Origin of the sequence: Streptomyces sp. NPDC127595, assembly GCF_042671685.1 — a bacterium.
Lineage (GTDB): Bacteria > Actinomycetota > Actinomycetes > Streptomycetales > Streptomycetaceae > Streptomyces.
In genome coordinates this window covers 417960-444498 of record NZ_JBHXWK010000007.1, presented here as the reverse complement: position 1 = coordinate 444498, position 26539 = coordinate 417960, and the positions used below count along the sequence as shown (strand labels likewise).

General features: G+C 68.9%; 27 protein-coding genes, 3 tRNA genes and 1 pseudogene. 14 read left to right on the top strand and 17 right to left on the bottom strand.

Annotation, left to right across the window (positions count from 1 at the left end; genetic code table 11):
- Positions 1-155: 155 nt before the first annotated feature.
- The 4 genes from ACFVKT_RS24615 to ACFVKT_RS24600 form a co-directional block, all read right to left on the bottom strand.
- Complete coding sequence (locus tag ACFVKT_RS24615) at positions 156-2084, bottom strand: ABC transporter ATP-binding protein (RefSeq protein WP_385734897.1); 1929 nt, start codon at positions 2082-2084, stop codon at positions 156-158.
- The gene (locus ACFVKT_RS24610; RefSeq protein ID WP_385734896.1) at positions 2084-3817 is read right to left on the bottom strand and encodes an ABC transporter ATP-binding protein; all 1734 of its coding nucleotides are present in this window, start codon (positions 3815-3817) and stop codon (positions 2084-2086) included. Before ACFVKT_RS24610 ends, ACFVKT_RS24615 begins: the two co-directional genes overlap by 1 nt.
- A 227-nt stretch (positions 3818-4044) precedes the next feature.
- A complete protein-coding gene (locus ACFVKT_RS24605; RefSeq protein ID WP_385734894.1) occupies positions 4045-5499 on the bottom strand; it encodes an FGGY family carbohydrate kinase in 1455 nt (484 codons plus the stop codon).
- A gap of 86 nt (positions 5500-5585) precedes the next feature.
- The gene (locus ACFVKT_RS24600) at positions 5586-5891 is read right to left on the bottom strand and encodes a YtxH domain-containing protein (protein ID WP_385734892.1); all 306 of its coding nucleotides are present in this window, start codon (positions 5889-5891) and stop codon (positions 5586-5588) included.
- Positions 5892-6038: 147 nt separating this feature from the next.
- On the opposite strand from ACFVKT_RS24600, the gene ACFVKT_RS24595 reads away from it, so the two are divergent.
- From ACFVKT_RS24595 to ACFVKT_RS24585, 3 genes are all read left to right on the top strand, one after another.
- Positions 6039-6111 (top strand) — tRNA-Asn (locus ACFVKT_RS24595).
- A gap of 5 nt (positions 6112-6116) precedes the next feature.
- A tRNA-Asn gene (locus ACFVKT_RS24590) sits at positions 6117-6189 on the top strand.
- A gap of 167 nt (positions 6190-6356) precedes the next feature.
- Positions 6357-6430 (top strand) — tRNA-Ile (locus tag ACFVKT_RS24585).
- A gap of 541 nt (positions 6431-6971) precedes the next feature.
- Here ACFVKT_RS24585 and ACFVKT_RS24580 read toward each other — a convergent pair.
- Positions 6972-7199, bottom strand: coding sequence for a hypothetical protein (locus tag ACFVKT_RS24580; RefSeq protein WP_385734890.1), 228 nt, complete (start codon positions 7197-7199; stop codon positions 6972-6974).
- Positions 7200-7362: 163 nt separating this feature from the next.
- Here ACFVKT_RS24580 and ACFVKT_RS24575 point away from each other — a divergent pair, with 163 nt between their 5' ends.
- Both ACFVKT_RS24575 and cyaB read left to right on the top strand, forming a co-directional pair.
- Positions 7363-8217 carry a helix-turn-helix domain-containing protein gene (locus ACFVKT_RS24575; protein ID WP_385734888.1) on the top strand — a complete coding sequence of 285 codons (855 nt, stop codon included), beginning with the start codon at positions 7363-7365 and terminating at the stop codon, positions 8215-8217.
- 20 nt (positions 8218-8237) lie between these two features.
- Positions 8238-8804 carry a class IV adenylate cyclase gene (gene cyaB / locus ACFVKT_RS24570; RefSeq protein ID WP_385734886.1) on the top strand — a complete coding sequence of 189 codons (567 nt, stop codon included), beginning with the start codon at positions 8238-8240 and terminating at the stop codon, positions 8802-8804.
- 48 nt (positions 8805-8852) lie between these two features.
- On the opposite strand, the gene ACFVKT_RS24565 is transcribed toward cyaB, so the two are convergent.
- The 10 genes and pseudogenes from ACFVKT_RS24565 to ACFVKT_RS24520 form a co-directional block, all read right to left on the bottom strand.
- Positions 8853-9110 carry a hypothetical protein gene (locus tag ACFVKT_RS24565; protein ID WP_385734884.1) on the bottom strand — a complete coding sequence of 86 codons (258 nt, stop codon included), beginning with the start codon at positions 9108-9110 and terminating at the stop codon, positions 8853-8855.
- Complete coding sequence (locus tag ACFVKT_RS24560; RefSeq protein WP_385734882.1) at positions 9111-9368, bottom strand: hypothetical protein; 258 nt, start codon at positions 9366-9368, stop codon at positions 9111-9113.
- A gap of 12 nt (positions 9369-9380) precedes the next feature.
- Positions 9381-10163: a hypothetical protein gene (locus tag ACFVKT_RS24555; protein WP_385734880.1), complete on the bottom strand. Its 783-nt coding sequence runs from the start codon at positions 10161-10163 to the stop codon at positions 9381-9383.
- A 66-nt stretch (positions 10164-10229) separates the two neighbouring features.
- Positions 10230-10487, bottom strand: coding sequence for a hypothetical protein (locus ACFVKT_RS24550; RefSeq protein ID WP_385734878.1), 258 nt, complete (start codon positions 10485-10487; stop codon positions 10230-10232).
- A 186-nt stretch (positions 10488-10673) separates the two neighbouring features.
- A complete protein-coding gene (locus tag ACFVKT_RS24545) occupies positions 10674-10985 on the bottom strand; it encodes a hypothetical protein (protein WP_385734877.1) in 312 nt (103 codons plus the stop codon).
- A gap of 162 nt (positions 10986-11147) precedes the next feature.
- Positions 11148-11501 (bottom strand): HNH endonuclease signature motif containing protein, encoded by a 354-nt coding sequence (locus ACFVKT_RS24540; protein ID WP_385734875.1) that lies wholly within the window; start codon positions 11499-11501, stop codon positions 11148-11150.
- 145 nt (positions 11502-11646) lie between these two features.
- Positions 11647-12042, bottom strand: a complete 396-nt coding sequence (locus tag ACFVKT_RS24535; protein WP_385734873.1) for a hypothetical protein — start codon at positions 12040-12042, stop codon at positions 11647-11649.
- A 192-nt stretch (positions 12043-12234) separates the two neighbouring features.
- Positions 12235-12414 (bottom strand): hypothetical protein, encoded by a 180-nt coding sequence (locus ACFVKT_RS24530; protein ID WP_385734871.1) that lies wholly within the window; start codon positions 12412-12414, stop codon positions 12235-12237.
- A 178-nt stretch (positions 12415-12592) separates the two neighbouring features.
- Positions 12593-14133, bottom strand: a pseudogene (locus tag ACFVKT_RS24525) (FtsK/SpoIIIE domain-containing protein); the annotation flags it as partial.
- A 585-nt stretch (positions 14134-14718) separates the two neighbouring features.
- Positions 14719-15630 (bottom strand): LysR family transcriptional regulator, encoded by a 912-nt coding sequence (locus ACFVKT_RS24520; RefSeq protein ID WP_385734869.1) that lies wholly within the window; start codon positions 15628-15630, stop codon positions 14719-14721.
- A gap of 206 nt (positions 15631-15836) precedes the next feature.
- On the opposite strand from ACFVKT_RS24520, the gene ACFVKT_RS24515 reads away from it, so the two are divergent.
- The 9 genes from ACFVKT_RS24515 to ACFVKT_RS24475 all read left to right on the top strand — a co-directional run bounded on the left by ACFVKT_RS24515 (position 15837) and on the right by ACFVKT_RS24475 (position 23619).
- Positions 15837-16571 carry an SDR family NAD(P)-dependent oxidoreductase gene (locus tag ACFVKT_RS24515; RefSeq protein ID WP_385734867.1) on the top strand — a complete coding sequence of 245 codons (735 nt, stop codon included), beginning with the start codon at positions 15837-15839 and terminating at the stop codon, positions 16569-16571.
- Between the two features lie 244 nt (positions 16572-16815).
- On the top strand, positions 16816-17439 hold the full coding sequence (locus ACFVKT_RS24510; RefSeq protein WP_385734865.1) for an NADPH-dependent F420 reductase: 624 nt from the start codon (positions 16816-16818) through the stop codon (positions 17437-17439).
- A gap of 315 nt (positions 17440-17754) precedes the next feature.
- Entirely contained in the window at positions 17755-18690 is a 936-nt protein-coding gene (locus ACFVKT_RS24505) for an SDR family oxidoreductase (protein ID WP_385734864.1), read from the top strand.
- Positions 18691-18763: 73 nt separating this feature from the next.
- A complete protein-coding gene (locus tag ACFVKT_RS24500) occupies positions 18764-19432 on the top strand; it encodes an NADPH-dependent F420 reductase (protein WP_385734862.1) in 669 nt (222 codons plus the stop codon).
- 321 nt (positions 19433-19753) lie between these two features.
- Positions 19754-20059: a hypothetical protein gene (locus ACFVKT_RS24495; protein ID WP_385734860.1), complete on the top strand. Its 306-nt coding sequence runs from the start codon at positions 19754-19756 to the stop codon at positions 20057-20059.
- Between the two features lie 143 nt (positions 20060-20202).
- The gene (locus tag ACFVKT_RS24490) at positions 20203-20568 is read left to right on the top strand and encodes a hypothetical protein (protein ID WP_385734858.1); all 366 of its coding nucleotides are present in this window, start codon (positions 20203-20205) and stop codon (positions 20566-20568) included.
- Between the two features lie 67 nt (positions 20569-20635).
- Positions 20636-21277 carry a DUF3105 domain-containing protein gene (locus tag ACFVKT_RS24485; protein WP_385734856.1) on the top strand — a complete coding sequence of 214 codons (642 nt, stop codon included), beginning with the start codon at positions 20636-20638 and terminating at the stop codon, positions 21275-21277.
- Positions 21274-21981, top strand: coding sequence for a DUF305 domain-containing protein (locus tag ACFVKT_RS24480; protein ID WP_385734854.1), 708 nt, complete (start codon positions 21274-21276; stop codon positions 21979-21981). The genes ACFVKT_RS24485 and ACFVKT_RS24480 overlap by 4 nt, the downstream gene beginning before the upstream one ends.
- Before the next feature lie 324 nt (positions 21982-22305).
- The gene (locus tag ACFVKT_RS24475; RefSeq protein ID WP_385734852.1) at positions 22306-23619 is read left to right on the top strand and encodes a vanadium-dependent haloperoxidase; all 1314 of its coding nucleotides are present in this window, start codon (positions 22306-22308) and stop codon (positions 23617-23619) included.
- 47 nt (positions 23620-23666) lie between these two features.
- Here the strand turns inward: ACFVKT_RS24475 and ACFVKT_RS24470 are convergent, their stop codons facing one another.
- Complete coding sequence (locus ACFVKT_RS24470) at positions 23667-24866, bottom strand: cysteine desulfurase-like protein (protein WP_385734850.1); 1200 nt, start codon at positions 24864-24866, stop codon at positions 23667-23669.
- A gap of 115 nt (positions 24867-24981) precedes the next feature.
- Entirely contained in the window at positions 24982-26514 is a 1533-nt protein-coding gene (locus ACFVKT_RS24465) for an amidohydrolase family protein (RefSeq protein ID WP_385734848.1), read from the bottom strand.
- Positions 26515-26539: the final 25 nt, after the last annotated feature.

The following is a 26539-nucleotide window of genomic DNA, read 5'->3' as shown; positions in this document are numbered from 1 at the left end:
CCCGTCCGGCGTTTGAGGACGAGGCCGTTGAGGCCGACAGCGGGGGTCTGGGGGCGGCAGCCCCCCGGAGCAAGGGACGGGCAGGGGCGGAGGGGGCGACTACATCCATCAGCGGCTCCGCCACGGGCCACCCCCACCCCCACCCCCGCCACCCGTCAGTCCACCTCGGCCACCGCCTGCGCGAACTGCGCCTTGTAGAGGCGTGCGTACGCGCCGTCGGCGGCGAGCAGCTCCGCATGCGCGCCCTGCTCGACGATCGCCCCGTTCTCCATCACCAGAATGGTGTCGGCATCCCGGATCGTCGACAGCCGGTGCGCGATCACGAACGACGTACGCCCGTGCGCGAGCTTCGCCATCGCCTTCTGGATCAGGACCTCGGTCCGGGTGTCCACCGACGACGTCGCCTCGTCGAGCACGAGGATCACCGGGTCGGACAGGAAGGCTCGCGCGATGGTGATGAGCTGCTTCTCACCCGCGCTCACCCCCGTTCCCTCGTCGTCGATGACGGTGTCGTACCCGTCAGGCAGCGTACGAATGAACCGGTCGGCGTGCGCGGCCCGCGCGGCCTCCTCGATCTCCCCGCGTGTGACCTCCCGCGAAGCCCCGTACGCGATGTTCTCCGCGATCGACCCCCCGAACAGCCAGGTGTCCTGGAGCACCATCCCGATCCCGTCCCGGAGTTCGTCCCGGGACATGGCGGCGATGTCGACCCCGTCGAGGGTGATCCGGCCCCCGGTGACCTCGTAGAACCGCATGAGCAGGTTGACCAGAGTGGTCTTGCCCGCCCCTGTCGGTCCCACGATCGCGACCGTGTGACCGGGTTCCACCTTCAGCGAGAGATCCTCGATGAGCGGCTTCTCCGGGTCGTACCGGAAGGACACGTTCTCCAGCGCCACCCGGCCCCGCAGCTCGTCGGGACGGATCGCGGGTACCGGATCGGCCTCCTGTTCCTCCGCGTCGAGGAGTTCGAAGATCCGCTCGGCGGAGGCGACGCCGGACTGCACCAGGTTGGCCATCGAGGCGACCTGCGTCAGCGGCATCGAGAACTGCCGCGAGTACTGGATGAAGGCCTGCACGTCACCGATGGACAGCGAGCCGGAAGCGACCCGCAGACCGCCGACCACGGCGACCAGCACATAGTTCAGGTTCGACACGAACATCATCAGCGGCTGCATGATCCCGCTGTTGAACTGCGCCTTGAAACCGGCCTCGTACAGCTTCTCGTTCTGCTCGGCGAACTGCGCCGCCGACTCCTCCTGGCGCCCGAACACCTTCACCAGGTTGTGCCCGGTGTACATCTCCTCGACGTGCGCGTTGAGCTTGCCGGTGGTCCGCCACTGCTGGACGAAGTGCGGCTGCGAGCGCTTGCCGACCCGGGTGGCGATGAAGAAGGACAGCGGCACGGTGACCAGCGCCACCAGGGCAAGGAGCGGCGAGACCCAGAACATCATCGCCAGCACACCGATGATGGTCAGCAGCGAGTTGATGAGCTGCCCCATCGACTGCTGGAGCGTCTGCCCGAGGTTGTCGAGGTCGTTGGTCGCCCGGCTGAGCACCTCACCGCGCTGCCGCTTGTCGAAGTACGACAGCGGAAGCCGCGACAGTTTCGCCTGAAGGTCCTCGCGCATCCGGTACACGGTCCTGTTGACCGACCGGTTGACCAGCCGCGTCGCCACCGCCATCAGCAGGCCCGCCAGCAGGAACACCACGAGTGCGAGCCCCAGCACCTCGCCGACCGCGTTGAAGTCGATGCCCTGGCCGGGGGTGAAGTCGGTCCCGGAGAGCATGTCGGCCGTGCCGCCGTCGCCGCGCGCCCGCATGGCCGCGAGGACCTCGGCCTTCGTCTGGCCGGCCGGCATCTCCCGCCCGATGATGCCGGAGAAGACCAGGTCGGTGGCCCGGCCCAGGATCTTCGGACCCACCACCGAGAAGCCCACGCTCAGCACCACGGCGACGAGCATCCCGTAGATGGTGGCGCGCTCGGGCTTGAACTGTGCAAGGAGCCGTTTGCCCGACCCCTTGAAATCCATCGAGCGCTGATCGGGGCCGCCCCCGGCCATCATCCGCCCCATAGGCCCGGCCATCAGGCAGCCTCCGCTTCCGTGAGCTGGGAGAGCACGATCTCCCGGTAGGTCTCGTTGCCCGCCATCAGTTCGTGATGGCGTCCGGTGCCGACGACCCGGCCCTCGTCGAGGACCACGATCCGGTCGGCGTCCCGGATGGTCGACACCCGCTGGGCGACGATCACCACGGTGGCCTCGGCGGTCTCCGCGGCGAGCGCCGCGCGCAGCATGGCGTCGGTCTTGTAGTCGAGCGCCGAGAACGAGTCGTCGAAGAGGTAGATCTCCGGCCGTTGTACGAGGGTGCGGGCGATCGCCAGGCGCTGGCGCTGACCCCCCGACACATTGGTGCCGCCCTGGGCGATGGGGGAGTCGAGCCCGTTCTCCAGCCCCTCCACGAAGCCCTTGGCCTGCGCCACCTCCAGCGCGTGCCACAGCTCCTCGTCGGTCGCGTCCGGATTGCCGTACCGCAGGTTCGTCGCCACCGTGCCCGCGAAGAGGTACGGCTTCTGCGGCACCAGGCCGACCGTCTTGGCCAGCAGCCTCGGCTCGATGGTCGAGACGTCCACGCCGTCGACGAGAACCTCGCCGGCGGTGGCGTCGAACAGCCGGGGGACGAGCCCGAGAAGCGTCGACTTGCCACTGCCCGTCGACCCGATCACGGCGGTCGTCTCGCCGGGGCGCGCCACCAGGTCGACGGCCCGCAGCACCGGCTCCTCGGCACCCGGGTAGTGGAACCCGCCGCCGCGGATCTCCAGATGGCCGTGGCGCCGCAGCTCCACGACGGGCGCGGTCGGCGGCACCACGCTGCTCGCGGTGTCCAGTACCTCTTCGATGCGCTCGGCGCAGACCTCCGCGCGCGGCACCATCATGAACATGAAGGTGGCCATCATCACGGACATCACGATCTGCATGAGGTAGGCGAGGAACGCGGTCAGATCACCGATCTGCATGCCCCCGCTGTCGATCCGGTGCGCGCCGAACCACACCACGGCGATCGACGACAGGTTCACGACGGTCATGACGATCGGGAACATCAGTGCCAGCAGCCGTCCGGTGCCCAGCGACACCTCGGTCAGATCGGTGTTCGCCTTCCGGAAGCGCTCCTTCTCGTATTCGTCCCGTACGAAGGCGCGGATCACGCGGTTGCCGGTGATCTGTTCGCGCAGCACCCGGTTCACGGTGTCCAGGCGGACCTGCATGGTGCGGAACAGCGGCCGCAGCCGCCGGATGATCAGCGTCACGGAGATGCCGAGGACCGGCACCACGGCGACCAGCACGCCGGACAGCGGCACGTCCAGGCCGAGGGCCAGGATGATGCCGCCCACACACATGATCGGCGCCGACACCAGCAGGGTGAACGTCATCAGGGCCAGCATCTGCACCTGCTGGACGTCATTGGTGGTGCGGGTGATCAGCGAGGGCGCCCCGAACTGGCCGACCTCACGCGCGGAGAAGGACTGGACGCGGTCGAAGACGGCGCCCCGGATGTCCCGGCCGACGGCAGACGCCGTGCGGGCTCCGTAGTAGACGGCCCCGATGTTGCAGACGACCTGCGCCAGCGAGATCGCGATCATCACGCCGCCGAAGGACAGGATGTAGCCCGTGTCGCCCTTCACGACACCGTTGTCAATGATGTGCGCGTTCAGTGTGGGCAGGTAGAGCGTGGCGCAGGTCTGCAGGAACTGCAGCAGCACCAGCAGGGCGATGGGTTTCTTGTACGGACGGAGGTACGTCCGAAGAAGTCGTATGAGCACGCGGGTCTCTCGGGTCGTCGGCGGCAGGAGGATCGGCGGTCGGTCGGCAAGAGGATCGGCGGTCGGTCGGTGGCTGACCAATGGGCGGGCGGTGGTGCCTCACCCCCTATCGTCGAACACTCCACCCGTGTTACCTCAACCGATTAACCCAAGTGCAGGCCAAAAACCGACCCGGCCTCAGACTTCGGACCTACTTCCGTGCCGCACAGGACAGGGCCTGGCCGGCCCTAGCCCCGGAACGCCCCCGGATGCGCCTGCTCCCGTACGGCCACGTACTGCTGTCGTACGGCCTGCCCCATGGCCAGTTCCTCACCGGGCTCCAGGACCTGCGCGACCGGACCCTGCCAGGCGGGTGGTGTGCGGGGGTCGAGCGTGCCCTGCGAGACGCCGAGTGCCCAGGCCGCCTGCCGTGCCGCGCCGAAGGCCGCGTAGTCCGCGGGCTGCGGCACCACGACCTGCACGCCGAACAGCGCGGGCGCCACGGCCTGTACGGCGGTCAGCTCGGCGGCCTGTCCCAGCAGGAAGATCCGGCGTACGTCGACACCCCGGCCGCGCAGCACGTCGAGCGCGTCCGCGAGCCCGCACAGCATGCCTTCGAAAGCGGCCCGCGCCAGATGCTCGGGCCGCATCGACTCCCGCCGCAGCCCGGCCAGCATGCCCGCCGTGTGCGGCAGGTTCGGCGTCCGCTCGCCCTCCAGATAGGGCAGCATCACGAGCCCGTGGGAACCGGGCGTCGACTTCATCGCCAGGTCGGACAGGCTCTCCAGGTCGGGCAGCCCGAGGAGTTCGGCCGCGCCGCGCAGGACCCGTACGGCATTGAGCGTGCTGACGACCGGCAGATGCATCCCGGTCGCGTCGGCCAGCGAGGTGATCATGCCGGAGGAGTCGATGAGCGGCTCGCGGTGTACGGCCATCACGGACCCGGAGGCTCCCAGTGACACGACCGCGTCGCCGAGCCCGACGCCGAGACCGAACGCCGCCGCCATGGTCTCGCCGGTCCCGGACGAGATGAGGAGCCCCTCCGGGGTGGTACCCGCCGCGTCGGACGGGCCGAGCACCTCGGGCAGCCCGACCTGGTGCCCGAGCGCCAGTTCGACAAGATCCGGCCGATAGCCGCCGGTCGCCGCCGACCAGTACCCGGTCCCGGAGGCCCCGCCCCGGTCGGTGGTCCTGCGCGCCGGCCGCCCGAGCAGCTGCCACACCAGCCAGTCGTGCGCCTGCATCAGGAACGCGGTGCGCCGCGCGGCGTCGGGTTCGGTCCTGTTCAGCCAGCGGAGTTTGGTCACCGGCTGGCCGGCCTGTGGGACACAGCCCACGGCCTGGGCCCAGGCCTCGCGCCCGCCGAGCGCGTCGACGATGTCGGCGGCCGCGACCTGCGCCCGCTTGTCACTGCCGATGAGCGCGGGCCGCACCGTGTTCCCCTGCGCGTCCAGGGGAACGAGCCCGTTCTGCTGCGCGGACACGCCGATGGCCTGCACACCTTCGAGCAGCCCGCCGCCGGCCGCCTCTCCCAGGGACAGCAGCCAGGCCTGCGGATCGACATCGGAAGGACGTCCGCCGCCCTCCGCGGGCTCGACCGGATGTGGCGCATAGCCCTGCTTGAGCACGGTGCCCGTGTCTGCATCGCAGACGACGATACGAGTGAAATCGGGCGAACTGTCCAACCCGGCGACTATCCCCATGGCGCAAATTCTGCCGTACTGCGAGAGGAGAGCGCGCCGGACGGGCTACGTCCATGCCCGATCACTAGGTGTTGGGGGGTGCCCCACTAGGTGTTGGAGGTTCCCCAGTCGTCCTCGCCGCGGCCGTTCGTGTTGCGCTCGCGCAGAGAGCGCACCCGGTCGGTCACCGAGCTGGGGACGTGGTCGCCCACCTTCTCGCTCACCGTGTGGTACGCCTTGCCCGCGAACACGCGGCCCTGCTGGGCGGCGCTCTCGGCGGTGTTGCGCACCGCCGGGTTCTGCGAGATCTGGCGGGCGGACTTCTTCAACTGCTCGTAGCGTTCGCGCCCGGCGCGTGTGCCCAGCACGTAACCCAGAGCCAGTCCGGCGACGAATGTGAGCCGGTAGCGCATGACGGCCACCCTTCCCTTGCGTCGGCATCGGTGTGGGGGCGGAACCGATTGGCGGAGCACCCCCCTGCTTGCGCTAATGTATGTGTCGCAGCGAGCGCACGCTGCCTGGCGAATACCCAGGTAGGTGCGTTCGATGCAACGAAGCGATCCCCTGTAGCTCAATTGGCAGAGCAGCCGGCTGTTAACCGGCAGGTTACTGGTTCGAGTCCAGTCGGGGGAGCTCGATCTCCTGTAGCTCAATTGGCAGAGCAGCCGGCTGTTAACCGGCAGGTTACTGGTTCGAGTCCAGTCGGGAGAGCAGCGGAAGAGGACCCCTCAGGGGTCCTTTTTCATGTCCGCCGGAACCGCGCGAGCCGCGCCGAAGTCCTCATGGTCATGCGTTGCCGACCATCCGAAGCAGGAGATCGTATGAGCGGCTATGCTGCGGCAGACGGCGCGCACAAATGTGCGCGACGCGCCGTAGATGGGGCGGTAGCTCAGCCGGTTAGAGCAGCGGACTCATAATCCGTCGGCCGTGGGTTCGAGTCCCACCCGCCCCACTCTCGCCCCTTCGATGCAGGAACGTTTTCACCTGCTGATAGCTGGTCAGCCTCTCGGAAGCCGAGGGGCTTCTTTCGTCTCCGGTGATCGCTAGCTGGCCCGCTGCTGGCCCGAGAGGCAGACGATCACGACATGGGTCGGCCCCGGCTGGATCGGCGTCCGGCCGCGGCCTGGTCCCGCCCGCCCCCTGGGCGCGGGGTACGGGACGGGCGGGAGTCTCAGTGGCGCGGGATCACAGGCGCCGTCTGAAGCTGCGCGCTCTTGCACAGCTCCTTGTGGACATGGATCGTCACGCCGCCCGCCGAAGCGGACACGTGATCGAACGACTCGTAAGGCTGGCCGGGATGGATCGGCTCGTCGCAGCGTGCGCAAATCATCGGCGGACCCCCTTCCGGGAGCGGGCTGCACGCCCGGCCGCGGACCACTGGCGGCGCAGGACCCCGGCACGCGGGCACTCGCGCTCCGGGACCTCACGGCACGACGTGCATCCGGTGCAGTGGCGCAGGAGTTCGCTGTACTCGGCGGGCGCAATAGGCCGGATCATGTCGCGTCGACCCCCGCCTCGGGCATCATCGGCTGGTCGGCGAGGGGGACCAGGTCGTAGGCCTGACGGCAGGGGCGGCAGGCGAACACGCCGCCGCCCGGGCCGGAGCCCTGCTCGTGCACCCGGATCAGCCGGACTCCTGAGGCGGTTGCTTCGTGCCACGAGCAAAAGCCGTAGGAGGTGGGGGTGGTTGTGGTGCTCGCGGTTTGCGTAGGCTCGGCCATGTCGACTCCAGTCAGTCGGCCAGCCCCGGGACCGTTCACGCGGTTGCCGGGGCACTCATGATCTGGCCAGCATGTTGTGACGCTTGGTGCCGGGGCGATCCCCCACCGGTAATCTCACCGTGGGATGTTTTCCTATCCCGTTCGCGATACCGGGGGCTGCGCCATGACGATGACGCTAGGGCCGATCGAACTTCCCGACTGGGCATGGGAGCGCGCCGAGGTGCGCCAGGCCCTGCGTGCGCGGGACATGGGCGCGGTGTTCCGTCACGTGCAGCAGTACGCGGGTGCCAGCCAGGCCCGCATCGCGGGCGCGGCCGGGATGACGCAGGCCCGCGTCGACGAGATCATCAACGGGCGCCGGGAGGTGTCCCGCCTCGATGTGTACGAGCGGATCGCCGACGGCCTGCGCATGCCCGACGACGCCCGGCACCTACTCGGCCTCGCCTCGAGCCGTGAGAAGCGCACGGGTGGCGCCGCATTCGACCTGGCCGCGTTCCCCGAAGTCGTCCGCGTGTACGCCGCACAGAACTCCGCAGCAGAAGAGATCCAGCAGCAGGCCCGCGAAGCACAGGAGCTGGACGTCCTCGCGGTGCGCGGCCTCGGCCTCATCGGACTGAACGACTCGCTCCTGCGCGCCTGCCTGCCGCGCGACCAGGGCGGCAAAGGGCTCAGGGTGCGGGTGCTGCTCCTCGACCCGGACAGCGACGCCCTCGCTCAACGGGCCGCCGAGATCGGGGAGTCCGCCGAGTCCCTGGCCAGCGGGGTGCGTCTTGCAGAGGCACGGCTACGGGAGCTGCTCGCCGACTCGTGTGACGTCCAGGTGTACCGGTATGGGATGTTGCCCACTTGGCGTCTCATCCGCACGGACTCCACCATGTTCGTCAGCGCCTTCGACTCGGGGTGGGAAGGGCACGAGTCGGCGCTGTACAAGGTGATGGAGACGCCGCACGGGCCCCTCTTCCGGGGGTTCCGGCGAATGTTCGATGCGCTCGTCGACGGCGCGCAGCGAACGATCTGAAACGGAGAAGGGAACCACAGGTGATCGAGGCGGAACTGAAGGCGCGGGTACACGCCCCTGAGGCGGTTATGCGGCGACTCGACCAGCTGGCCGAGGCCCGCGTCGAGATCTACCAGGACTCGTACTACGACCGGCCGGACGGCTCGCTGGACAAGTCGGATGAGGAACTGCGGGTGCGTACCGTCCACGGCTCGGATGGAACCCGGACCGTGATGACGTTCAAGGGCGCTGTGGTCGACGAGGCGTCCGGGTCGAAGCCCGAGCACGAGACCCGAGTTGAAGACTCCGAGGCAGCGCACGCGATTCTGCAGGGCCTGGGCTACGCGCCGTTCATCGTGTTCAACAAGCGGTGTCGCAACTACGACTTCGAGGCCCGCGGCCGGCAGATGCTCGCCACCCTCGTGCGCGTCCCCGAGATCGACGGCACGTTCCTTGAGGTCGAGACGATCGTTGACGAGGACGACGTAACGGCCGCACTGGACGACATCCGCTCTGTGCTCGCCGAACTCGGCATCGAGCCTGAGGACCTGACGCGCGAGCTGTACACCGACGCCGTGCGCGCGCAGCGAAGCTCAACCCGGGCATGACGAAGCGCCCCCTACACGGCCGTCATGACCGTGCAGGGGGCGTGTAGTTCAGCGCATGAGGAACTGGGCGACGATCCCGGCACCCGCACCCAGGACGGCAGCGCCGCCGGCGGCACGCCACATGGTGTGTTCCAGGGTGCGGATGCGGGACTCGTGGTCGGCGACGTCCTTGCCGACCTCGGTGAGGCCCTGGCCGATGGTGTCGAGCTTGGTTTCTACCCGGGTCACGCCATCGCTCAGGGATCTCAACTCCTGGTACATCTGGCCCGAGCTGATGTACACCCCGGGGTCTTGTGGCGTCGCCACCTACACCCCTCGGGCGAGGGACGCCGAGTTGGTGACGTCCTTCCAGCGGGCGACGAGGCCCTTCAGTAGCGACAGGGCCGCGCCGACCCCTCCGGCCCCTGCGGCGTACCACATGGAGCCGTCGAGGGGCTGGGTGACGACGATGCCCGCGATGCCGGCCTGGAGGAACGTCGTGAGGACGCGCTCCAGGAGGTCGCGGCCGTAGGTGGCCGCGGTCTTCACGACGGTCTCGGCGTCGGGAAGGCTGATGTTCGACATGATCGGTTCTCCTTAGTTGGCGAGGCGGGTGGCGAGCTTGGCGGCGACGCGTTCGGCGATGTTCTCGGCGAGTGCCGGGCTTGCGGCGATGGCCTGGATCTGTGCGTCGGTCAGCGCGACGGGCTTGGCCGCGACGGCAGCCGCCACCCGGGTCACGTCGGAGGCCTCCAGCACGCCGCCACCGGCGATGAGCTTGACCGCGACCGCGGTCGCGATCTTGTTGATGTCGTCGGTTGTCAGGGCCACGTCGTCCTCCTCGTTCGGGGTGCCGGTCGCGCGGGCGACGATGCCCGGGAACACAACGGTCTTGAACTGGGTGATGCGGGCCGGCCCCGGGCAGGCGTGCGCGTTGGGGTTCCACGCGGTGTACTGCTTGTGCCAGCCGAAGCCCGGGTCGGTTGCGGAGCGGCACAGGCGGAGCGGGATGCCGTGGGTCTTGTGCATCCACACGCCGAGCTTGATGAGCTCCTCGACCTGTGCGGCCGTCCACACGTCGGTGGCCGCGAGGTTGGATGCGGTCTCGACCGACACGGCGCCGGTGCCGTCGGCCCGCAGGTTCGCGGCGGCGTTGGCGTCGGCCTTCGTCTGGGTGCCGATGTACTGGCCGAGGTCGCCCTCATAGCCGAGCCCGAAGTGGGACTCCAGGTTCGTGCTGTCGCGCCAGTACTCGTAGGTACGGCGGGCCGTCCACGGGGCGGCCAGCGAGTGGACGATGAACTGCGTCGGCTTGATCGCAGACTGCGCGTCCGACTCCGGCTGCAGCTCCATCTTGACCGCGCCGGGATACCAGGCCATGAGGTCTCCAGACATGCAGAAAGCCCCGCACCTGATCGAGTGCGGGGCTGACGGGTGGGCGGGTGCTCAGTGCAGCGGCGGCAGGGCCTTCGCTGCGTGATCGATGACGTTGCCGTTGGAGCAGTTGTTCTTGTGGTCGCCCACCCAGTCGCCGAGGACTGGCACGACGGCGACCTCTTGCAGGCACACGGCCGCCGCGGTGAAGTTCCAGTTGTTCGCTGCGTTCACGCCCTGCCCAAAGTTGCTGTCGTTGTCGGCGTGGGCGGGAGCCGCCAGGGCGATGCTGCCGAGGACGAGCCCGGCAACTGCGGTGATCTTCTTCATGGGCTGTCAACGAAGATCACGTGACGGCGTTACTAGAGCTTGACGCGGGATATTGAGATGCCACGGGCAACGGCGCGAGGCGATGGGGAGGGCAGGGGTGATCTGGGCCCAAATGGGAGGGCTTCCCTCTGTGGGCGCCCTATCCGGGCAGTTCGTAGTACCGCTCCTGGTACTGGGCTGTGGTCATCACCTCCAGGTAACCCGCGCCCGGGTAACCGATGGCGATCGCTCGGCCTCCGCCAGCGTCCGCACGAACAAGGCGGCCTCCAGCTCCCGCCCCATGTCCTCCCACGCCACAGCCTGCGGCTTGACCCACAGGTCATCCCACAGATCCAGCTCACGGTCAGCGGCCTCGGTGAGCGGCCACTCAGGCGGCTCGCCCTCGCGCCCTTCCGCCGGCAGCGTCCGCCAACCACCCTTGTCGATGGCCTTCGTACTGCGCAGCGATCTCGGGTCCGGCGGCGGCCCAGAGACCGCGCGCGCTCCTCCACGGGGCATAGTCGATCACTCCTCATCGCTGCGTTGCGCAGCACAGAGAGACATCACCTTGCGTGACATCTGGGACCCTCTGAACCCGGCGCACCCCTTCGCGCCCTCCCCCGCGTCGTCCACCCCCGGGTCGGCTGGGGGTACCCCCTGGGTCCGGTCACGTTCGGTGACTCAGATTCCCCAGGTTTCCGCCGCGGTTTTGCGGGAGTGGTGCGGCTTGCTCATGGCCTGCCAGTTATCCGGGTCGTAGCCGCGGGGGCCGAGCGGTCCGAGTCCGTCGATGTGGTCGACCTCGGTCGCCAGGTCGCGCTGTAGGGGTGGCAGGGCCGAGCACTCGGGGCACTCGCAGTACGGGTGGTCGCGCAGGTACATGGTGCTGGCGTCTCGCCATCGGCGGCCGCGGCCTGCGTCCTTGTGCCGTGGCCTGTCGGCTGTGGCCTGGGCCTGGCAGTCGGCGCACCGTCCACTCGGGGTGAGGGCCGGGCATCCGGGTGTGGGGCAGACCTGCACGGCCTTGCGGGGCATGCTCGCCTCCCTGCGGAAGCTGATCGGCGCCCTGTTGCCTAGGACAGGGCGCCGTCACGGTCCTTGCGGATACCGCATCCCTCGATTGCTGCCGGGTGCACCACATTGCACGTGAGTGGCAGCCCCGTGCGGGACCTCCCTTGGCTCAGACGCAGAGGCTCGCCATGAGCGCGGCGTTGATGGCCAGGGCCTCGGCTTCTGTCACCTCGTGCTCGGCGGTGGAGAACCGGGCTTTGGCGGTCTGGTCGGCGTTGCCGCCGCCCATGATGGTGGAGCACTGGTTCCGGACGTTGTCGATTGCCTTGTCCTCATCGGCGACGAGGACGGGGTTGATGGCCTTGAGGACCTCGATGAGCGCGGTGCGTGCTGCGGAGTCAGGCTCGGGCGGGATGCCGGCGGCCTCCTCCGCGTCGCTGTTGTCCGCGGTCGCCGTGACAGTCGGTGTGGTCTTGGCGGTGTCGCTGCTGTCGTCGCTGCTGCAGCCGACGAGGGTGATGGCGAGCGCGGCCGTGGCTACGGCGATGGTCGTGCGGATGCGCATGGTCCCCCCTGGACTGATGTCGCTGAGGAGCCATCATGGGCCGCGGGCGGGACCTGTGAGGGTGCGGTGACGGTGCTGTGACATGACGATGCCCCAGCCGAGACGTTGGCTGGGGCTTCGTCAAGCTTCCTGGTCAGCGGTATGTGGGCACGCTGAACATGGGTCGAGTGTTATACCCGTTCGCCTAACGGGTCAAGCAGCCCGTTTGCCGGGCTGGTCTTGGAGTTCGTGCAGGTCGATGAGGGCTCGGCCTGCCTTGTCGTGGCCGTGGTGGGTGAGCTTGCCGCGGTGGAGCCAGACGCGGATGGTGCCGGGCGGTATGCCGGTGGCTGCGTGGGCGGCGTAGGCGTCGACGAGGAGCGGCTGGGTCATGGCTCCATGATGCGGGAGTGAGTGAGGCTGCGGTGGGCGTCAGCGAGGCCGTTTCCGGGGGCACTTGGGGGTCCCTGGAAGCGGCCTCACTGCCTCACTAGATCGATGTTTGCGCTGATCAACGCCAGTGGGGTGATCCAGTGACCCCGTTAGTGGAAAATCACTGCCCACTGTCGGGTCACTGAGCCTCGGTGAGTTCCTCCGCGCGCCGCTCCAGGGCCCGCTCGACGCTCTCCAGACGCACGACGGGGTAGCCGTCGTAGGTGCCCGGCTCTTCGTCGTACTCGGCGAGCAGCGCCTTCAGCCGTCCGCCGGTCCAGTGCTCGTACACGGCGTGGTTGCGGGCTTTAAGGCGGTGGATGACTTCGGTGGTGCGCACGCGCTTCTCGTTGCCGACGACGGCCGCGAGGTCGGCGAGGTGGTCGGCTGTCTGGACGACTTCGAGTTTGTGGACGGTGGCGACGCCTTCTCGGCGGGCCTTGGCGCGCTGGGTGAGCTCGGCCGCCTCGTCGCCGTCGATGTAGTGCGTGCGGACGGTGACGGCCGACTGTCCGGCTTCCAGCTCAAGGCCGTCTCCGGCGACGACGAGCGTGCCCTTGTCGAGGCCCTGGCGGAGCTTGTGCGGTGCGGCGCCTGCGTCGACGGGCGCCTCGCCGAGCGCCATCTTCGCCTGGGACTCGGTGCCGAGGACGAGGGAGCCGCGGACGTGGTTGCCCTCGCGGGACCGCTCGGGAAGGTTCTCGTCGGTGGGGTCCTGGGTGCCCTCCCAGATGGTGACGTTCACGGCGCGGCCCTGGTCGTGGATCGCCTTGACGGCCCGGAAGTAGCGGGATGTGGCCTTGGACCCGCCGTAGGGCCGCTTGTCGTCGCCCTTGGCGCCGGAGCCGTAGGCGACCTGGGCCTCGTCGACGATGAACACGATGGGCTTGAACCGCTCGTCGGTACGGGCCATGTCGCGGGTGATGCCCTCGGTGGAGCCGGACTGTTCGACGAGGGCGATGCGCTTCTGCATCTCCTCGACCCCGTACTCGACCATGTGTGTTGCGGCCATGACGTGCTCGTCGGTGGTCCTTGGATGAGGACCTGGGCGAGACCGTCGAAGCATCGCCAGTCGCCGACACCCTTGAGGTCGGCGATGTAGAAGTCGACGGTCACGTCGAAGGCCAGCCAGAGGGCGATGGCCCGCAGGGCTGCGGGTTTGCCCTGGTTGGAGAGGCCGGTGAGCAGGATGTGCCGCTGTTTGACGGCGAGTCCGGCGGCGTCGCCTCGCAGGTTCTGCCCCCAGGGGGCACGGCCGGTGTAGTAGTCCGCGGTGGGCTCTTCGTCGAGGACGAGCGGGGAGGCACCGATGGGCTCGTCGAGGGCGCCGCTGTCGGCGATCCACAGGCGGACGGTGCGGGGCTGCGGCGGGATGGTGATGAACACTTCGTGTTCGTGCCGGTTGAGGTTTTCGGCGAGCTTGCGGCGACGGTTCTGGATCTCTTCGGTGGAGACGCCGGAGGGCAGGTGGACGTCGAGCGCTACGCCGCAGCCCGCGATCTTGATGGGGGAGAGCATGGCGGCCTCGACGTCGCCCATGGCTTCGATTGCCTTGCGGAGGGGGGAGATGCCCAGGTCACGGAAGGCGGTGACGACGATGGACGGCGTGATGGGCCCGCCGAGGTCGCGGGCCTGGATGGGCAGCGCCCATTGGGGCCTGGCCTGGGTACGGGCGTCGACCTTATCGGTCTTGACCTTCGCCTCGGCGATTGCCCGGGTCTTGCCCGGATTGCGGATCGCCACCCGGACCACGTACGGCTCCAACCGAAGCGGTCGAACAGCGGGCCCACCCGCAGCGCCGGGTCGGCGTTCAGCCACTCGGTCTCCCCGGACACCGTCCCGGGCCGGGAGTCGGTCTCCATCCAGAGGTAGTGGTGGTCGGCCTCCCGGTTCGGCAGTTGCGCGGCGAGGCCGTCGGTTGACCGGGGCCTCCGCGAGGGGCCGATAGGCCGGGCCCACCTCCGCCAGGACCTTCCGCGCGAGGGCTACCGCGTCCCTCTGATCGCCCCCGATCGCGAGCCAGTCCCGCCCGCCCCCTGGACTGGCGACGGTCACCGCCGGGAGTGGAAGTGTCTCGTCCGAATTGATCGGCAATGCCTTTGACGAATTCGACGAGATCATGATTTTCATCATTCCCGAAGCGGTCGCGCGACGATATCGATTCCCACGGTGCGCCAACCTCGCCTCCGTCCCCCGAGCCCAATGCCTTCGCAATTTCTGCGGGCGTGTGCCCCCTGTCGGCGCTATCGCTGTCAGGCGGACTCCTCAACCGTGCTTTGGAACGGCATCATTTCCAAGCTGCCACATTTCATAGTTCCCGCATTCTGCCGTGATCTCGGCCGTCGCCTGAGCCGCGGTGATGAAGTCATCGACCACTGCCGAGGCGCGTGATGCCGCCACCGCGAGGCACACCTGGTCGGGAGCCAGATCCGGGATGGGTACATAGACGACATCGGGATGTGTGTAGAACACGGCCGCCGAACGGGCCAGGAACGAGATGCCCCGGCCGGCCGCGACATGCTCGAGCGTCTCGTCCACCCCGCGCACCAGGTACCCGGCGTTAGGGTGCGGGCGCCTGGTGGGCTGCGTGCTCGGGTCGGCATGCCAGACCAGCGGCTCGCCGGCCAGGTCGGCCTCGGTGAGCTCCTCCTTGCCGGCCAACCGGTGGCCGGTGGGCAGCACCGCCACCCGCGGCTCGGTGTACAGCGGGGTGACGCGCAAGCCGGCCTCGTCGATGGGCAGCCGCACATAGCCGACGTCGATGCGGCCGTCGAGCAGCATCGGGGCCTGGTCGTCCCCTTCGATCCGCTGCACGTCCACGACCACGTCCGGGTGCCGGGCCTCGAACGCCCGCGCCGCCGGGATGACCGGGATGCCGGCCCGGAAACCGACCATCAGCCGCTGGCTTCCGCGGGCGGCCACGGACACCCGGCCGCGGACCGCGTGCGCGGAGGCGAGCAGCGGACCGGCGTCGGCCAGCAACTGTCGGCCCGCGTCGGTCAGCGCTACGCCGTGGCGATCCCTGGTGAACAACAAGGCGCCGAGATCCTGCTCGAGCGCGCGGATCTGCCGGCTGAGCACCGGCTGCGCGATATGCAGCTCTTCGGCGGCGCGGCCGAAGTGCAACCGGTCGGCCACGGCGGCGAAGTAACGCAATTTACGCAGGTCCAGATCCATGGCGTCTCCCAGTCCGGTGATGCCTTCAGGGTATCACCGCGACTAAAAGAGGTCTTGGACACCCGCTCAGGCCAATGGCAGCCTGAATAGGTACCTATTGGGGCCGAAGAGAATTCGGAACAAGGATTCGACATCGGAACTTGATAGCAGGGCCCAGGCCCAGAATGAGCACTGTTTCGGATACCTATCAATTCAACGGAGTGATCGTGGGAAAGCTCGATGGCAAGGTAGTGGTGATCACCGGCGGATCCACCGGCATGGCACTGGCCGGCGCCAAACTGTTCGTCGAGGAAGGAGCGCACGTCTTCATCCAGGCCCGGCGGCAGGAAGCACTGGACGACGCCGTCAAGCTGATCGGCCGCAACGTCACCGCCGTCCAGGGTGACGCGGCCGAACTGGACGACCTGGACCGCTTGTACGACACCGTCAAGCGGGAAAAGGGCTCGATCGACGTGCTGTGGGCCAGCGCCGGGATGGGCGAACCCGCCGTCCTCGGTGAGATCACCGAGGAACAGTTCCACCGCGCCTTCTGGCTCAATGCGCGCGGCACCCTTTTCACCGTGCAGAAGGCACTGCCGCTGATCAACGACAACGGCTCGATCTTCATGACCGGATCCAACGCCTCCCTCGGCGCCTTCCCCGGCTGGAGCCTCTACGCGGGAAGCAAAGCCGTCCAGCAGGCTTGGGCCCGCGTCTGGCTCAACGAACTGCGCGACCGCAGGATCCGGGTCAACGTCCTGACCCCCGGCCAGGTCGCCACCGCCAAGCAGGAAGAACTGTTCGACGAGGCAACCATGGCCGCATTCGAGTCGCTCATCCCCCGCGGAAAGATGGGCCGCCCCGAAGAAATCGCCACCGTCGCCCTGTTCCTCGCCTCCGACGACTCCAGCTACGTCAACGGGCTGGAACTGGTCACCGACGGCGGCACCACCGCCATCTGAACCGCACACCAGGAATGCCGTGGGCACACCCCACACCAACCCAGTCGCCACAACGAACTGATCTCGAATGCGGCCATCCGCAACACGCCGGTGTTGGGCGGGCGCCGCCTTCGCGTGCTGACGAGCCGGAGGTGCCGGGAAAGGCGCGGCAGTTGGCCCGGCAACGTCGCGGCCGACGCCCTGCGCCTGACCCGGCACGAACGAGACAGAGCGACACCTCCAGAACAGGAAGAGAGCGCACCTCATGAGCAGCATCACTCTCATCGGTACGGGGAACATGGCCCGTACCATCGGCACGCTCGCGGTGGCGGGCGGCAACACCGTCGAGGTCATGGGACGCGATCAGTCCAAGGCCGATGACCTGGCCAAGGCTCTGGGCGGCGGCGCGACGACGGGCAGGTGGGGCGCCGTCCCGGCCGGAGACATCGTCATTACGGCCCTGTTGTACGACGGTGTCCTTCCGGTCGTCGCCGAGTACGGAGACGCCCTCGCGGGCAAGGTCGTCGTCGACATCAGCAACCCGTTCAACGCCACATTCGACGGACTGGCCCACAGCGAGGAGACCTCGATCGCGCAGGAAGTCGCCAAGGTGGCCCCGGCCGGCGCCAGCGTGGTGAAGGCGTTCAACACCATCTTCCGTAATGTCCTGGAGAAGGGCCGGCCCGACGTCTTCATCGCTGGCGACAATACGCAGGCCAAGGCGGGCGTGGCGGCATTCATCGAGAGCCTCGGGCTGCGCCCGCTGGACGTCGGCGGCCTGAAAATGGCGCACTGGCTGGAAGGAATGGGCCTGGTCACTATGGGCCTCGCCGGCAACGGGGTTGGCCACTGGGACTTCGCCCTCGGCGTCAACGAATTCACGGGCTGAGCCCTCGGGGCCGAGCAGCCGGCGTTCGTCGCCGGCGACGACGCGCAGGCAAAGACACGCGTGTCGGCGTTCATAGAGAGCCTGGGACTACGCCCGATGGACATCGGGGAGCTGGCAATGGCGCGAACGCTGGAGAACGTCGCCCTGTTGGAGCTGGGCCTCGTTGCCCAGTCCGTCAAGCACACCGACTTCTTCCTCGGCGTCAGCATCCTCGGCTGAGCGCACCCGCACCACCACTTCTCGCGTTACATCACGTCAGTCGATCTACGGCACGAGAAGACCAGCCCCTCCACTTCATCTCACAAGGACAGTCGCATGCGCGTTTTCGTCACTGGCGGGACCGGCCATTCCGGTTCGTACATCATCCCCGAGCTCATCACCGCCGGACATGAGGTCACCGGCCTGGCCCGGTCGGACACGGCCGCGGCGGCGCTGTCCGCGCTCGGCGCGAAGGTCCGTCGTGGCGACCTTGAGGATCTCGACGGGCTCAAGGAGGCGGCCACGGACTCCGACGGCGTCATTCACGTCGCGCACAGGCAGGACCTGCTTCCCTCTGGCGGGATCGACGCCGTGGCCGCCGCGGAACTCCCGATCATGCTCGCGTACGGCGAGGCACTGGCGGGAACCGGAAAGCCGCTGGTCGCGGCGGGGAGCATAGGCTCGCCAGGGAACCTGGGCCGGCCGGCCACCGAGGAGGACCCGGCCCTTCCGGGCGGCGATGAGTACAAGGGCACGCTGCGGGTTCGCAACGTCGTGGAAACCGCCGTGATCGGCCTAGCTGAGCAGGGAGTGCGGTCTTCGGTCGTGCGGATTGCCAACATCGCGCACAGCACGACCGATCGTGCCGGCTTCCTCGTGCAGCTGATCGCGCTCGCGAAGGAGAAGGGTTTCGTCGGCTACCCCGGAGACGGCGCGAACCTGTGGAATGCCGTGCACGTCCGCGATGTCGCCCCCTTGTTCCGCTTGGCGCTGGAGAAGGGGCCGGCCGGCAAATACTGGCACGCGGTCGGGGACGGGGCCATCCCGCTCCGCGAGATCGCCGAGGCCATTGGCAGCCGTCTGGGCCTCCCCGTCGTGAGCGTTCCCGCGGATGTACTGATGGTGCCGGGATACTTCGGGTTCCTCGCGAACATAGTCACGCAGAGCTACCCGGCGTCCAACCTCATCACCCGCCGGATCCTCGGCTGGGAACCCGCTCAGCCCGGCCTGCTCGCCGATTTGGACAACGGCCATTACTTCTCCGCCAGCTGACGGCAGGAACCCGAATCGCAACGAGTCCGAACAAACGGCAAGGGTTCGGCTCTTCTGAAGGGACGCCGAGAATATGACGACTGTCGGATTCATCGGAAGCGGATACATCGGCCGTACCCTCTCGCGGCTCGCCATCGAGGCCGGGCACCAGGTCGTGCTCAGCAACTCGCGCGGTTCCGAAACGCTCACGGACACGGTCGCGGAACTGGGGCCGCGGGCGTCCGCGGCGACGAGCGGGGAGGCCGCGGCGGCCGGTGACATCGTCGTGGTCACGGTGCCGGTCAAGGCGTTCCCCGACTTGCCCGCCGCGCCACTGGCCGGGAAGACGGTCATCGACACGTGCAACTACGCCCCCGAGCGTGACGGGCACATCCCCGAGCTCGACAGCGAGTCGCTCACCTCGAGCGAACTGCTGCTGCGGCACATCCCGGACGCCGTGGTCGTGAAAGCGTTCAACAACATCTTCTTCAAGCACCTGCTGTCCCTCGTCCGCCCGGCGGGGGCGGCCGACCGCTCCTACCTGCCGATCGCCGGGGACTCCGCGCCGGCGAAGGTGGCGGTGACCGAATTCATCGAATCCATCGGGTACAGCGTCGTGGATGCGGGACCGCTGGCCGAAAGCTGGCGGCAGGCGACGGGCACGCGGGTGTGGGGGACCCCATATGGGCCGTACTCGGACGAGAGGGGTCAACCGGTCGGCGAGGACGCCATCCGCGCGGCAATTGTCACCGCAATGCGGTAGCCGCAAGTTGGCGTGGACTGCGGTACAGCCAGCCCCACCGTGTCATGGCCCCGTCCGGTAGGCGCCGGGCGTGGCCATTACGCAGAACTTGTTGCCGTCCGGATCCGCCCGGATGTGCCATGCCCTGCTGACTTCTGCAAGGGACTCCGCTGTGTGAGGGTTCCATCGCCTTGGCTGAACTGGACGGACGCGGCTGCCGCTGTGGTAGGCGTCCAACTCATTGACCCCCAGGGGCCATTGAGGGGCCACAAGGACAGGGCTCACCTGCTGGCCACCTCGTCGGGGATGCCCGTCGCCGTCCCGGACGGTCACATCTTGCTGGTGCCACGGCACCCGCGGACGGGGAACCCGTGGCAGCCCTCCGGCACCGCGCAGGTCGTACCCCTGCCCGCCGATGTGTGGACGTACCTGGCCTTCCCCGGCGAACGGATGCCGATCCCCGCGACAGGCGTACTGCCTGACGACGTACTGCGCGACGACCCGTTGCCGATGCGTCCGGGGAGGCTGTTCCGGCCGGATTGGGAGGTCTTCCTCGACAGTCTTGCGAGGCTTCCGGCCGTCCGGCAGCCGTGGTTGCGCAGAATCTATGACCGGGTGCACGACCGCCCGTACGATCGCCCCTTCTAGTGCCGCACGGGGCTGGTTCGCTGAGAGGCGGAGCCGCCTCCGTTCGTCCGGCGACCACTTCGTAGACTCCGAGCCGTACGTGCAGGGCGGCAGGGTGACCCCGGACGGTTCCTTCGACCAGCGGAAGAAGCAGGCGACTGACGATGACTGTGCGGCGCCGTGCCGGCTCCGTGGTGCTGGGCCTGTTGGTGGCCCTGGCCACGGTGCTGGGTGTGGCGTGCCTGTGTACGCACGGGCCTGCCGTACAGCCGGTCGCCGCCATGTCGTCCGCGTACCAAGGGCCGGACGACGACGACCGCGAGCACGTCTGCGCGGACCCGGCCCAGGACCAGTGCGGCGCCCAGTGGGTGCTGGAGACCCCCACGACCGGCCCCGGACCGCACCCGCAGCCTCAGAGCCTGCCCGTCCAGGTGGACGCCCGGCCCGCCCGTGTCCCGGCACGGACCACGGCGTACGGGGTCGCCCCGCGCCCGCCGAACCTGCACGTCCTTCAAGTCCTGCGGACCTAGACCGGATGCCCGTCCCACCCGATTCACCGGCATCCGTCAATTTCCGCTGCACGAAAAGGACTTCACCATGGGCTCCGCCAACTCCAAGACCAAGAACAAGGCCGCGGTCCGCCGCGCCCGAATAGAAGAGCAGCGCCGCGCCGAAAAGGCCCGCGAGCGCCGCAGCCGGATCATCACCATCGCCGTGTCCACCGCCATCCTCGTCGGCGTGGTGGGCGGTGGCTGGTACCTGGTCGATACCGCCAACGAGAAAGAGCAGGCGCAGGCCGCGCCCGTATCCGGCGAGAAGACCTGGTCGAAACTGACCCAGAACCACGTCGACAAGGACGTGACCTACCCCATGACACCGCCCGCCGGCGGCGACCACGACCCCGTCTGGCAGAACTGCAACGGCGACGTCTACACCGGCGAACTGCGCGACGAGAACGCCGTGCACTCCCTGGAGCACGGCGCGGTCTGGGTCACCTACAACGACAAGGCCGCCGACGCCGACGTCGAGGCGCTCGCCGCCACCGTGGCCAAGACGCCGTACACCCTGATGAGCCCGTACAAGACGCAGTCCTCGCCGATCTCGCTGACGGCCTGGGGCCACCAGCTGAACGTGACGAAGGAGTCCGACGCGCGGGTCGCCGAGTTCCTCGAGAAGTACGTACAGGGCCCGCAGAGCCCGGAGCCGGGTGCCGCCTGCACGGGGGGTAAGTCCTCGTGAGTGACGAGGAGACGCGGGAGCCGGCGGAGGACACGGGTGCCCGGCGCGTCAGGAGGCTGTCGAGGCTGCTGATCGGCGGGTCGCTCGCCGCGGTGCTCGCGGCCGTCACGGTGTTCGCGGCGCTCATGTGGCCGTCGAGCAGCGCCGCGGCCGTACCACGCAAGGACTCGGTGGACGCGGGCTTCGCACGGGACATGGCGGTGCATCACCAGCAGGCGGTGGAGCTGTCGTTCATCGTGCGCGACCGCACCGATGACGAGGAGGTGCGACGGCTCGCGTACGACGTCATCAACACCCAGGCCAACCAGCGCGGGATGCTGCTCGGCTGGCTGGACGTGTGGGGACTGCCGAAGTCGTCGCAGCAGCCGTACATGGCCTGGATGGACCAGGACATGAGCGGCATGGAGGGCATGGACGGAATGAAGGGCATGGACTACGAGGCGCACGACGGCTCCCTGATGCCCGGCATGGCCACCAACCGGCAGCTGGACCAACTGCGCGGGGCCAAGGGCAAGGCCGCGGAGATCCTTTACCTTCAGCTGCTCACCGCGCACCACAAGGGCGGCATCGCGATGTCCGAGGCAGCGGTCGAGATGGCGAAGACCGAGGAGGTGCGGCGGCTGGCCCGGAGCATGGTGGCGGGTCAGGAGGCCGAGATCCAGCTCATGGCCGACATGCTCAAGGCGCGTGGCGCGAAGGCGTGATGTGTCCGGACGTACGCGTACTCATGCACGACGGCCGTCGGACGGGAGCGTCCGGCGGGCCGTCGTGCACGAGTCGGCCGGTGTCGGCGGAGCTCGTGGACCGCTGGGTGCCACCGGACTCAGTGATGTCCGTATCCGGCCGTGCCGCCAACCTGCCATGTGGCCACCCGCGACCCCGTCGAGCTCGCAGCCGGCGGCAACCGGCCGGAGTTGCGAGCGTGTTGGCCCCCGCGTTCAGCGGGCGGAACAACCGGCGGAAGGCTCGCGGGAGTTGAGGGCGCGGGCCATGCTGGCCCTCAACTCCACCGCTTAAGGGGGCACTCCATGACAAAAGATCAGCCGGCCTTAGCGCGCTCACCCCGGACCGTCCGACGGACCGTCCTCACCGGCCTGACCGTCCTCGCGCTCGGCACCACACCATTGGCCGCGACCGCGACCACCTCCGCCGCAAGCAACGCTGTACGCACCGCGAACCCCCAGGTCATCACCGACTGGAACGCCACGGCGGTGGCCACGATCAACGGCGACGCCAAACGCCCGTCGGTGGAACCGTTCATCTGGCAGGGCTTCGCCTCGGCCGCCATGTACAACGCGGTGGTCGGCATCGAGGGCCGCTACACCCCGTACAAGTGGCACGCGCGCGGCCCGCGTACCGCCTCGTCCGAGGCAGCCGCCGCGGCCGCTGCCCACCGCGTCCTGTCGACGTACTTCCCTGCCTCGCAGGCCCGGCTCGACGCCGCCCTCACCGCCTCGCTGGCGACGATCCCCGACGGCAGGTCCGAGGAGCAGGGCGTGGTCTTCGGGAAGCGCGCCGCCGACCACATCATCAAGCTGCGTGAGAACGACGGCCGGGGCGCCGCTGTGCCGTACGGCAGGGAGCCCGCACCCGGTGTCTGGCGGCCCACCGCGCCGGCGAACGCCCCCTTCTTCGGCACCTGGCTGGCCAGGCTGCGGCCGTTGGTACTCGACGCGCCGGACCAGTTCCGCCCCGGTCCGCCGCCCGCGCTGACCTCGCGGCGGTACGCGGCGGACTTCGCGGAGGTGAAGCTGCTCGGGGCGAAGGCCGGCTCGTCCCGCACCGCAGAGCAGACGGAGACCGCCCTGTTCTTCTCCGACAACCTGACGGTGCAGTTCCAGGGCGCCTTCCGTGACTTCGCCACCCGGCATCAGCTGGACATCGCCGACTCGGCCCGGCTGTTCGCCGCGGGGAACACAGCGGCAGCGGACGCGGCCGTCACCGCATGGGACTCCAAGCTGGAGTACGCCTTCTGGCGGCCGATCACCGCGATCCAGCTCGCGGACACCGACGGCAACCCCGCGACCACGGCCGATCCGTCCTGGCTGCCGCTGACCGACACCCCTCCCTACCCCGACCACATCAGCGGCCACACCACCATTGACGGCGCTGTCATGAAGGTCCTCAGCGGTCTGACCGGCGGCCGGATCGATCTGCGGATGAGTTCCGCCGTCACCGGCACCACCAGGCAGTACGCGTCCGCCGACCAGTACAACCGCGACGTCGTCGACGCACGGGTCTGGGAGGGCATCCACTTCCGCACCGCCGACGTGGCCGGCAGCAAAGCCGGCACGCGCGTCGGAGCCTGGACCCTGGCCCACTACTTCAAACCGCTCCACTGAGCGGGCGATCGGTCCCGGCAGGACGTACACGAGCGGCGCGTCGGCCGTCAGAGGAACGTGGCCAGGCCTTCGAGGAGCCTGTCCACGTCGTCGGTGTTGTTGTAGGGCGCCAGTCCGACCCGAAGGGCGGGGTCGTCCAACTTCAGTGCGGCGAAGGCCTCGTGGGCGTAGAACGACCCGGCGGGGGCGACGACCTTCTGGGCGGCCAGATGCGCCTGCGCCTCGCGCGCGTCACGGCCGTCGAAGGTCAACAGCAGGGTCGGGGTACGGTCGTTCGCCTTCGAGTGGACGGTGACGGTGTCGCCCAGCGCGCGCAGCCCCTCCTCCAGCCTGCCGCGCAACGCGCTCTCGTGGTCATGAACGGAGTGCAGGGAGTGTGTGAGCCGCTCCCTCCGTGAGGAGGCTTCCCCGGGGTCGATCCCGGCGAGGAAGTCCACCGCGGCGGTGGCGCCGGCCAGCATCTCGTAGGGCAGCGTTCCGAGTTCGAAGCGCTCCGGAACGGTGTCGGGAGACGGCAGCAGCTTGTCCGGATCGAGGGACTCGAGCAGCTCGGGTGCTCCGGCGAGGACACCGCAGTGCGGTCCGAGGAACTTGTACGGCGAGCAGACGAACAGGTCCGCCCCCAGCGCGGGCACGTCGACCAGGGAGTGCGCGGCGTAGTGCACTCCGTCCACGTACACCAGGGCGCCGACGCTGTGCGCCTGGTCCGCGAGGTGACGGACGGGCGGCCTGGTGCCGAGCACGTTCGACGCGGCCGTGACCGCGACCAGCCGCGTCCGCGAGGAGAGTGCCCGCTCGAACGAACGGAGGTCCAGCTCCGATGTCTCGCTGTCGATCTCGATCCAGCGGACCGTCACCCCGGCGCGCCGGGCCGCCTGGATCCAGGGACGGACGTTGGAGTCGTGATCGAGGCGGCTGAGGACGATCTCGTCGCCCGGCTGCCAGCTCTTGGCGAGGTGGCGGGAGAAGTCGTAGGTGAGCTGGGTGGCGCTGCGGCCGTGGACGATGCCGCTCGCGGACACGTTGAGCAGGTCGGCGTAGGCGGCGCGGAAGTCCGTGACCGCCTTCTCCGCGTTGAGTTCGGACAGTGTGCTGCTTCCCCGGTTGGACAGCGGGCCGGTCAGCGTAGCGACGATGGCATCGGCGACGGGGCGGGGCGTCTGCGTTCCGCCCGGGCCGTCGAAGTGGGCCAGACCGTGGGTGAGGGACGGGAAGTGGTCTCGTAGAGCGGTGACTTCGACGGCCATGGCACCGGCTTTCTGAAGGGGAGGGAGAGGGCGGAGAGGGCGGAGAAAGCGGAAAGGACGCACAGGTCGGAGAGATAGACGGTCACCGGCAGGTGATCGCCATCGTGGACGCTCCTCAAACTCCCATTCCGCAGCATCCGCCGGAAGTGATCGCCGCCCCCGAGGCAGGCTTCTTGACGGCTGCCTCGACATCGGCCAGCATCCGCCGCCGCGCCTGCGGGGAGATCAGCCGGCCGCGGGTGACGACCGAATGGATCCGGCGGGTGTTGCGGATGTCGTCCAGCGGGTCGGCGTCCAGGACCACCAGATCGGCGATCCTGCCCGGTTCGACCGAGCCAAGGACCTCGCCGAGGCCGAAGAAGCGGGCGGGTTCCACGGTCGCCGCCCGCAGGGCCTGCTGGGGCGTCGCGCCGGCTCCGACGAGCAGTTCCAGCTCGTCGTGCAGCGCGAACCCCGGCACCGAGTACGGCGTACCGGTGTCGGTTCCGGCCAGGATCGGCACGTCATGGGCGAGCAGTTCGCGGACGAAACGCTGCCGGTAGTCCCACATCTGCCGCTGGCGGGCGATCTCCTCGGCGGGGCGGTTGGCCTTGTAGAGGTTCTCCAGTACGTACTCGAAGACGCCGAGCGTGTCCTCACTGAGGTACTTCAGCGTCGCCGGATCCGGCGCGGTGTGATCGGGCATGTCCAGCACGCGGTGCATCGCCAGGGTGGGGGTGACCCGGGTGTTCCGGTGCCGCAGCCGGCCCAGGACATCGGCCGCGCGCTCGCTGCTGAAGGTGTTGGCCGTGAGCCATTCGATCGGGTGGAGCTGCCGGAACCAGCCGTTGTAGTCGCCCGTCCGCAGGCTGATGGCCCGCAACTGACGGCGTACCTCCGCCTCCTGGCCGGACACCGACAGCGCGACGGCATGGAGGTGCTCGATGCTGCGCTGCCCGGCGTCGGCGACGGCCGGGATCGAAACCTGGTCGGGCGCGTGCCCGGCGACGGTCACCCCCTGCCGCCGCGCCTCGTCGAGGATCGCCCGGTACGCCGTGGGGCTCAGGCGTGAGTAGACCTTCACGAAGTCGGCGCCCTCGGCCTTGACCTGCCGTACGGCGGCCCGCGCGGTGGCCTCGTCCCGTACCACCAGGACGGACATCAGGTCCGGGTCCCACAGGGTCGGGTCGCCGTCGATGATCTGACTGGCGACCACCATCCGCGGGCCGAGCAGGGTCCCGGCGTCGATCCGGTCACGCCAGTCGTAGGTCTGCGGGTCGCCGGACATGATCCGGACGGTGGTGACGCCGTTGGCCAGGTGCAGTGGCGGGTCGACCTCGTCGGTGGAGAGGGCGTGCACGTGCATGTCGGCCAGGCCCGGGATGACGAACCTGCCGGTCAGGTCGATCGTGGTCGTGCCGCGGGGGACCGGCAGGTTCCGGCCGACGGCGACGATCCGGTCGTCGCCGATCAGCACCGTCTGCTGCCCGTTCCGGCGGCCGGTCGCGACATCGATCACGGTGACGTTGGTGAGGGCGGTGGTCCGGGTGGTGGTCCCGGCGGGGCGGCTGATCAGCGCGGCGGCCGGTCCGGCGGCGAAGGAGCCGCCGGCGATCACCGCGGCGCCGACGGTCGTACGGGCGAGGAACTGACGTCGTGAGGTGTCCATGCCTTGAAATTAGGCGGCGGGCGCG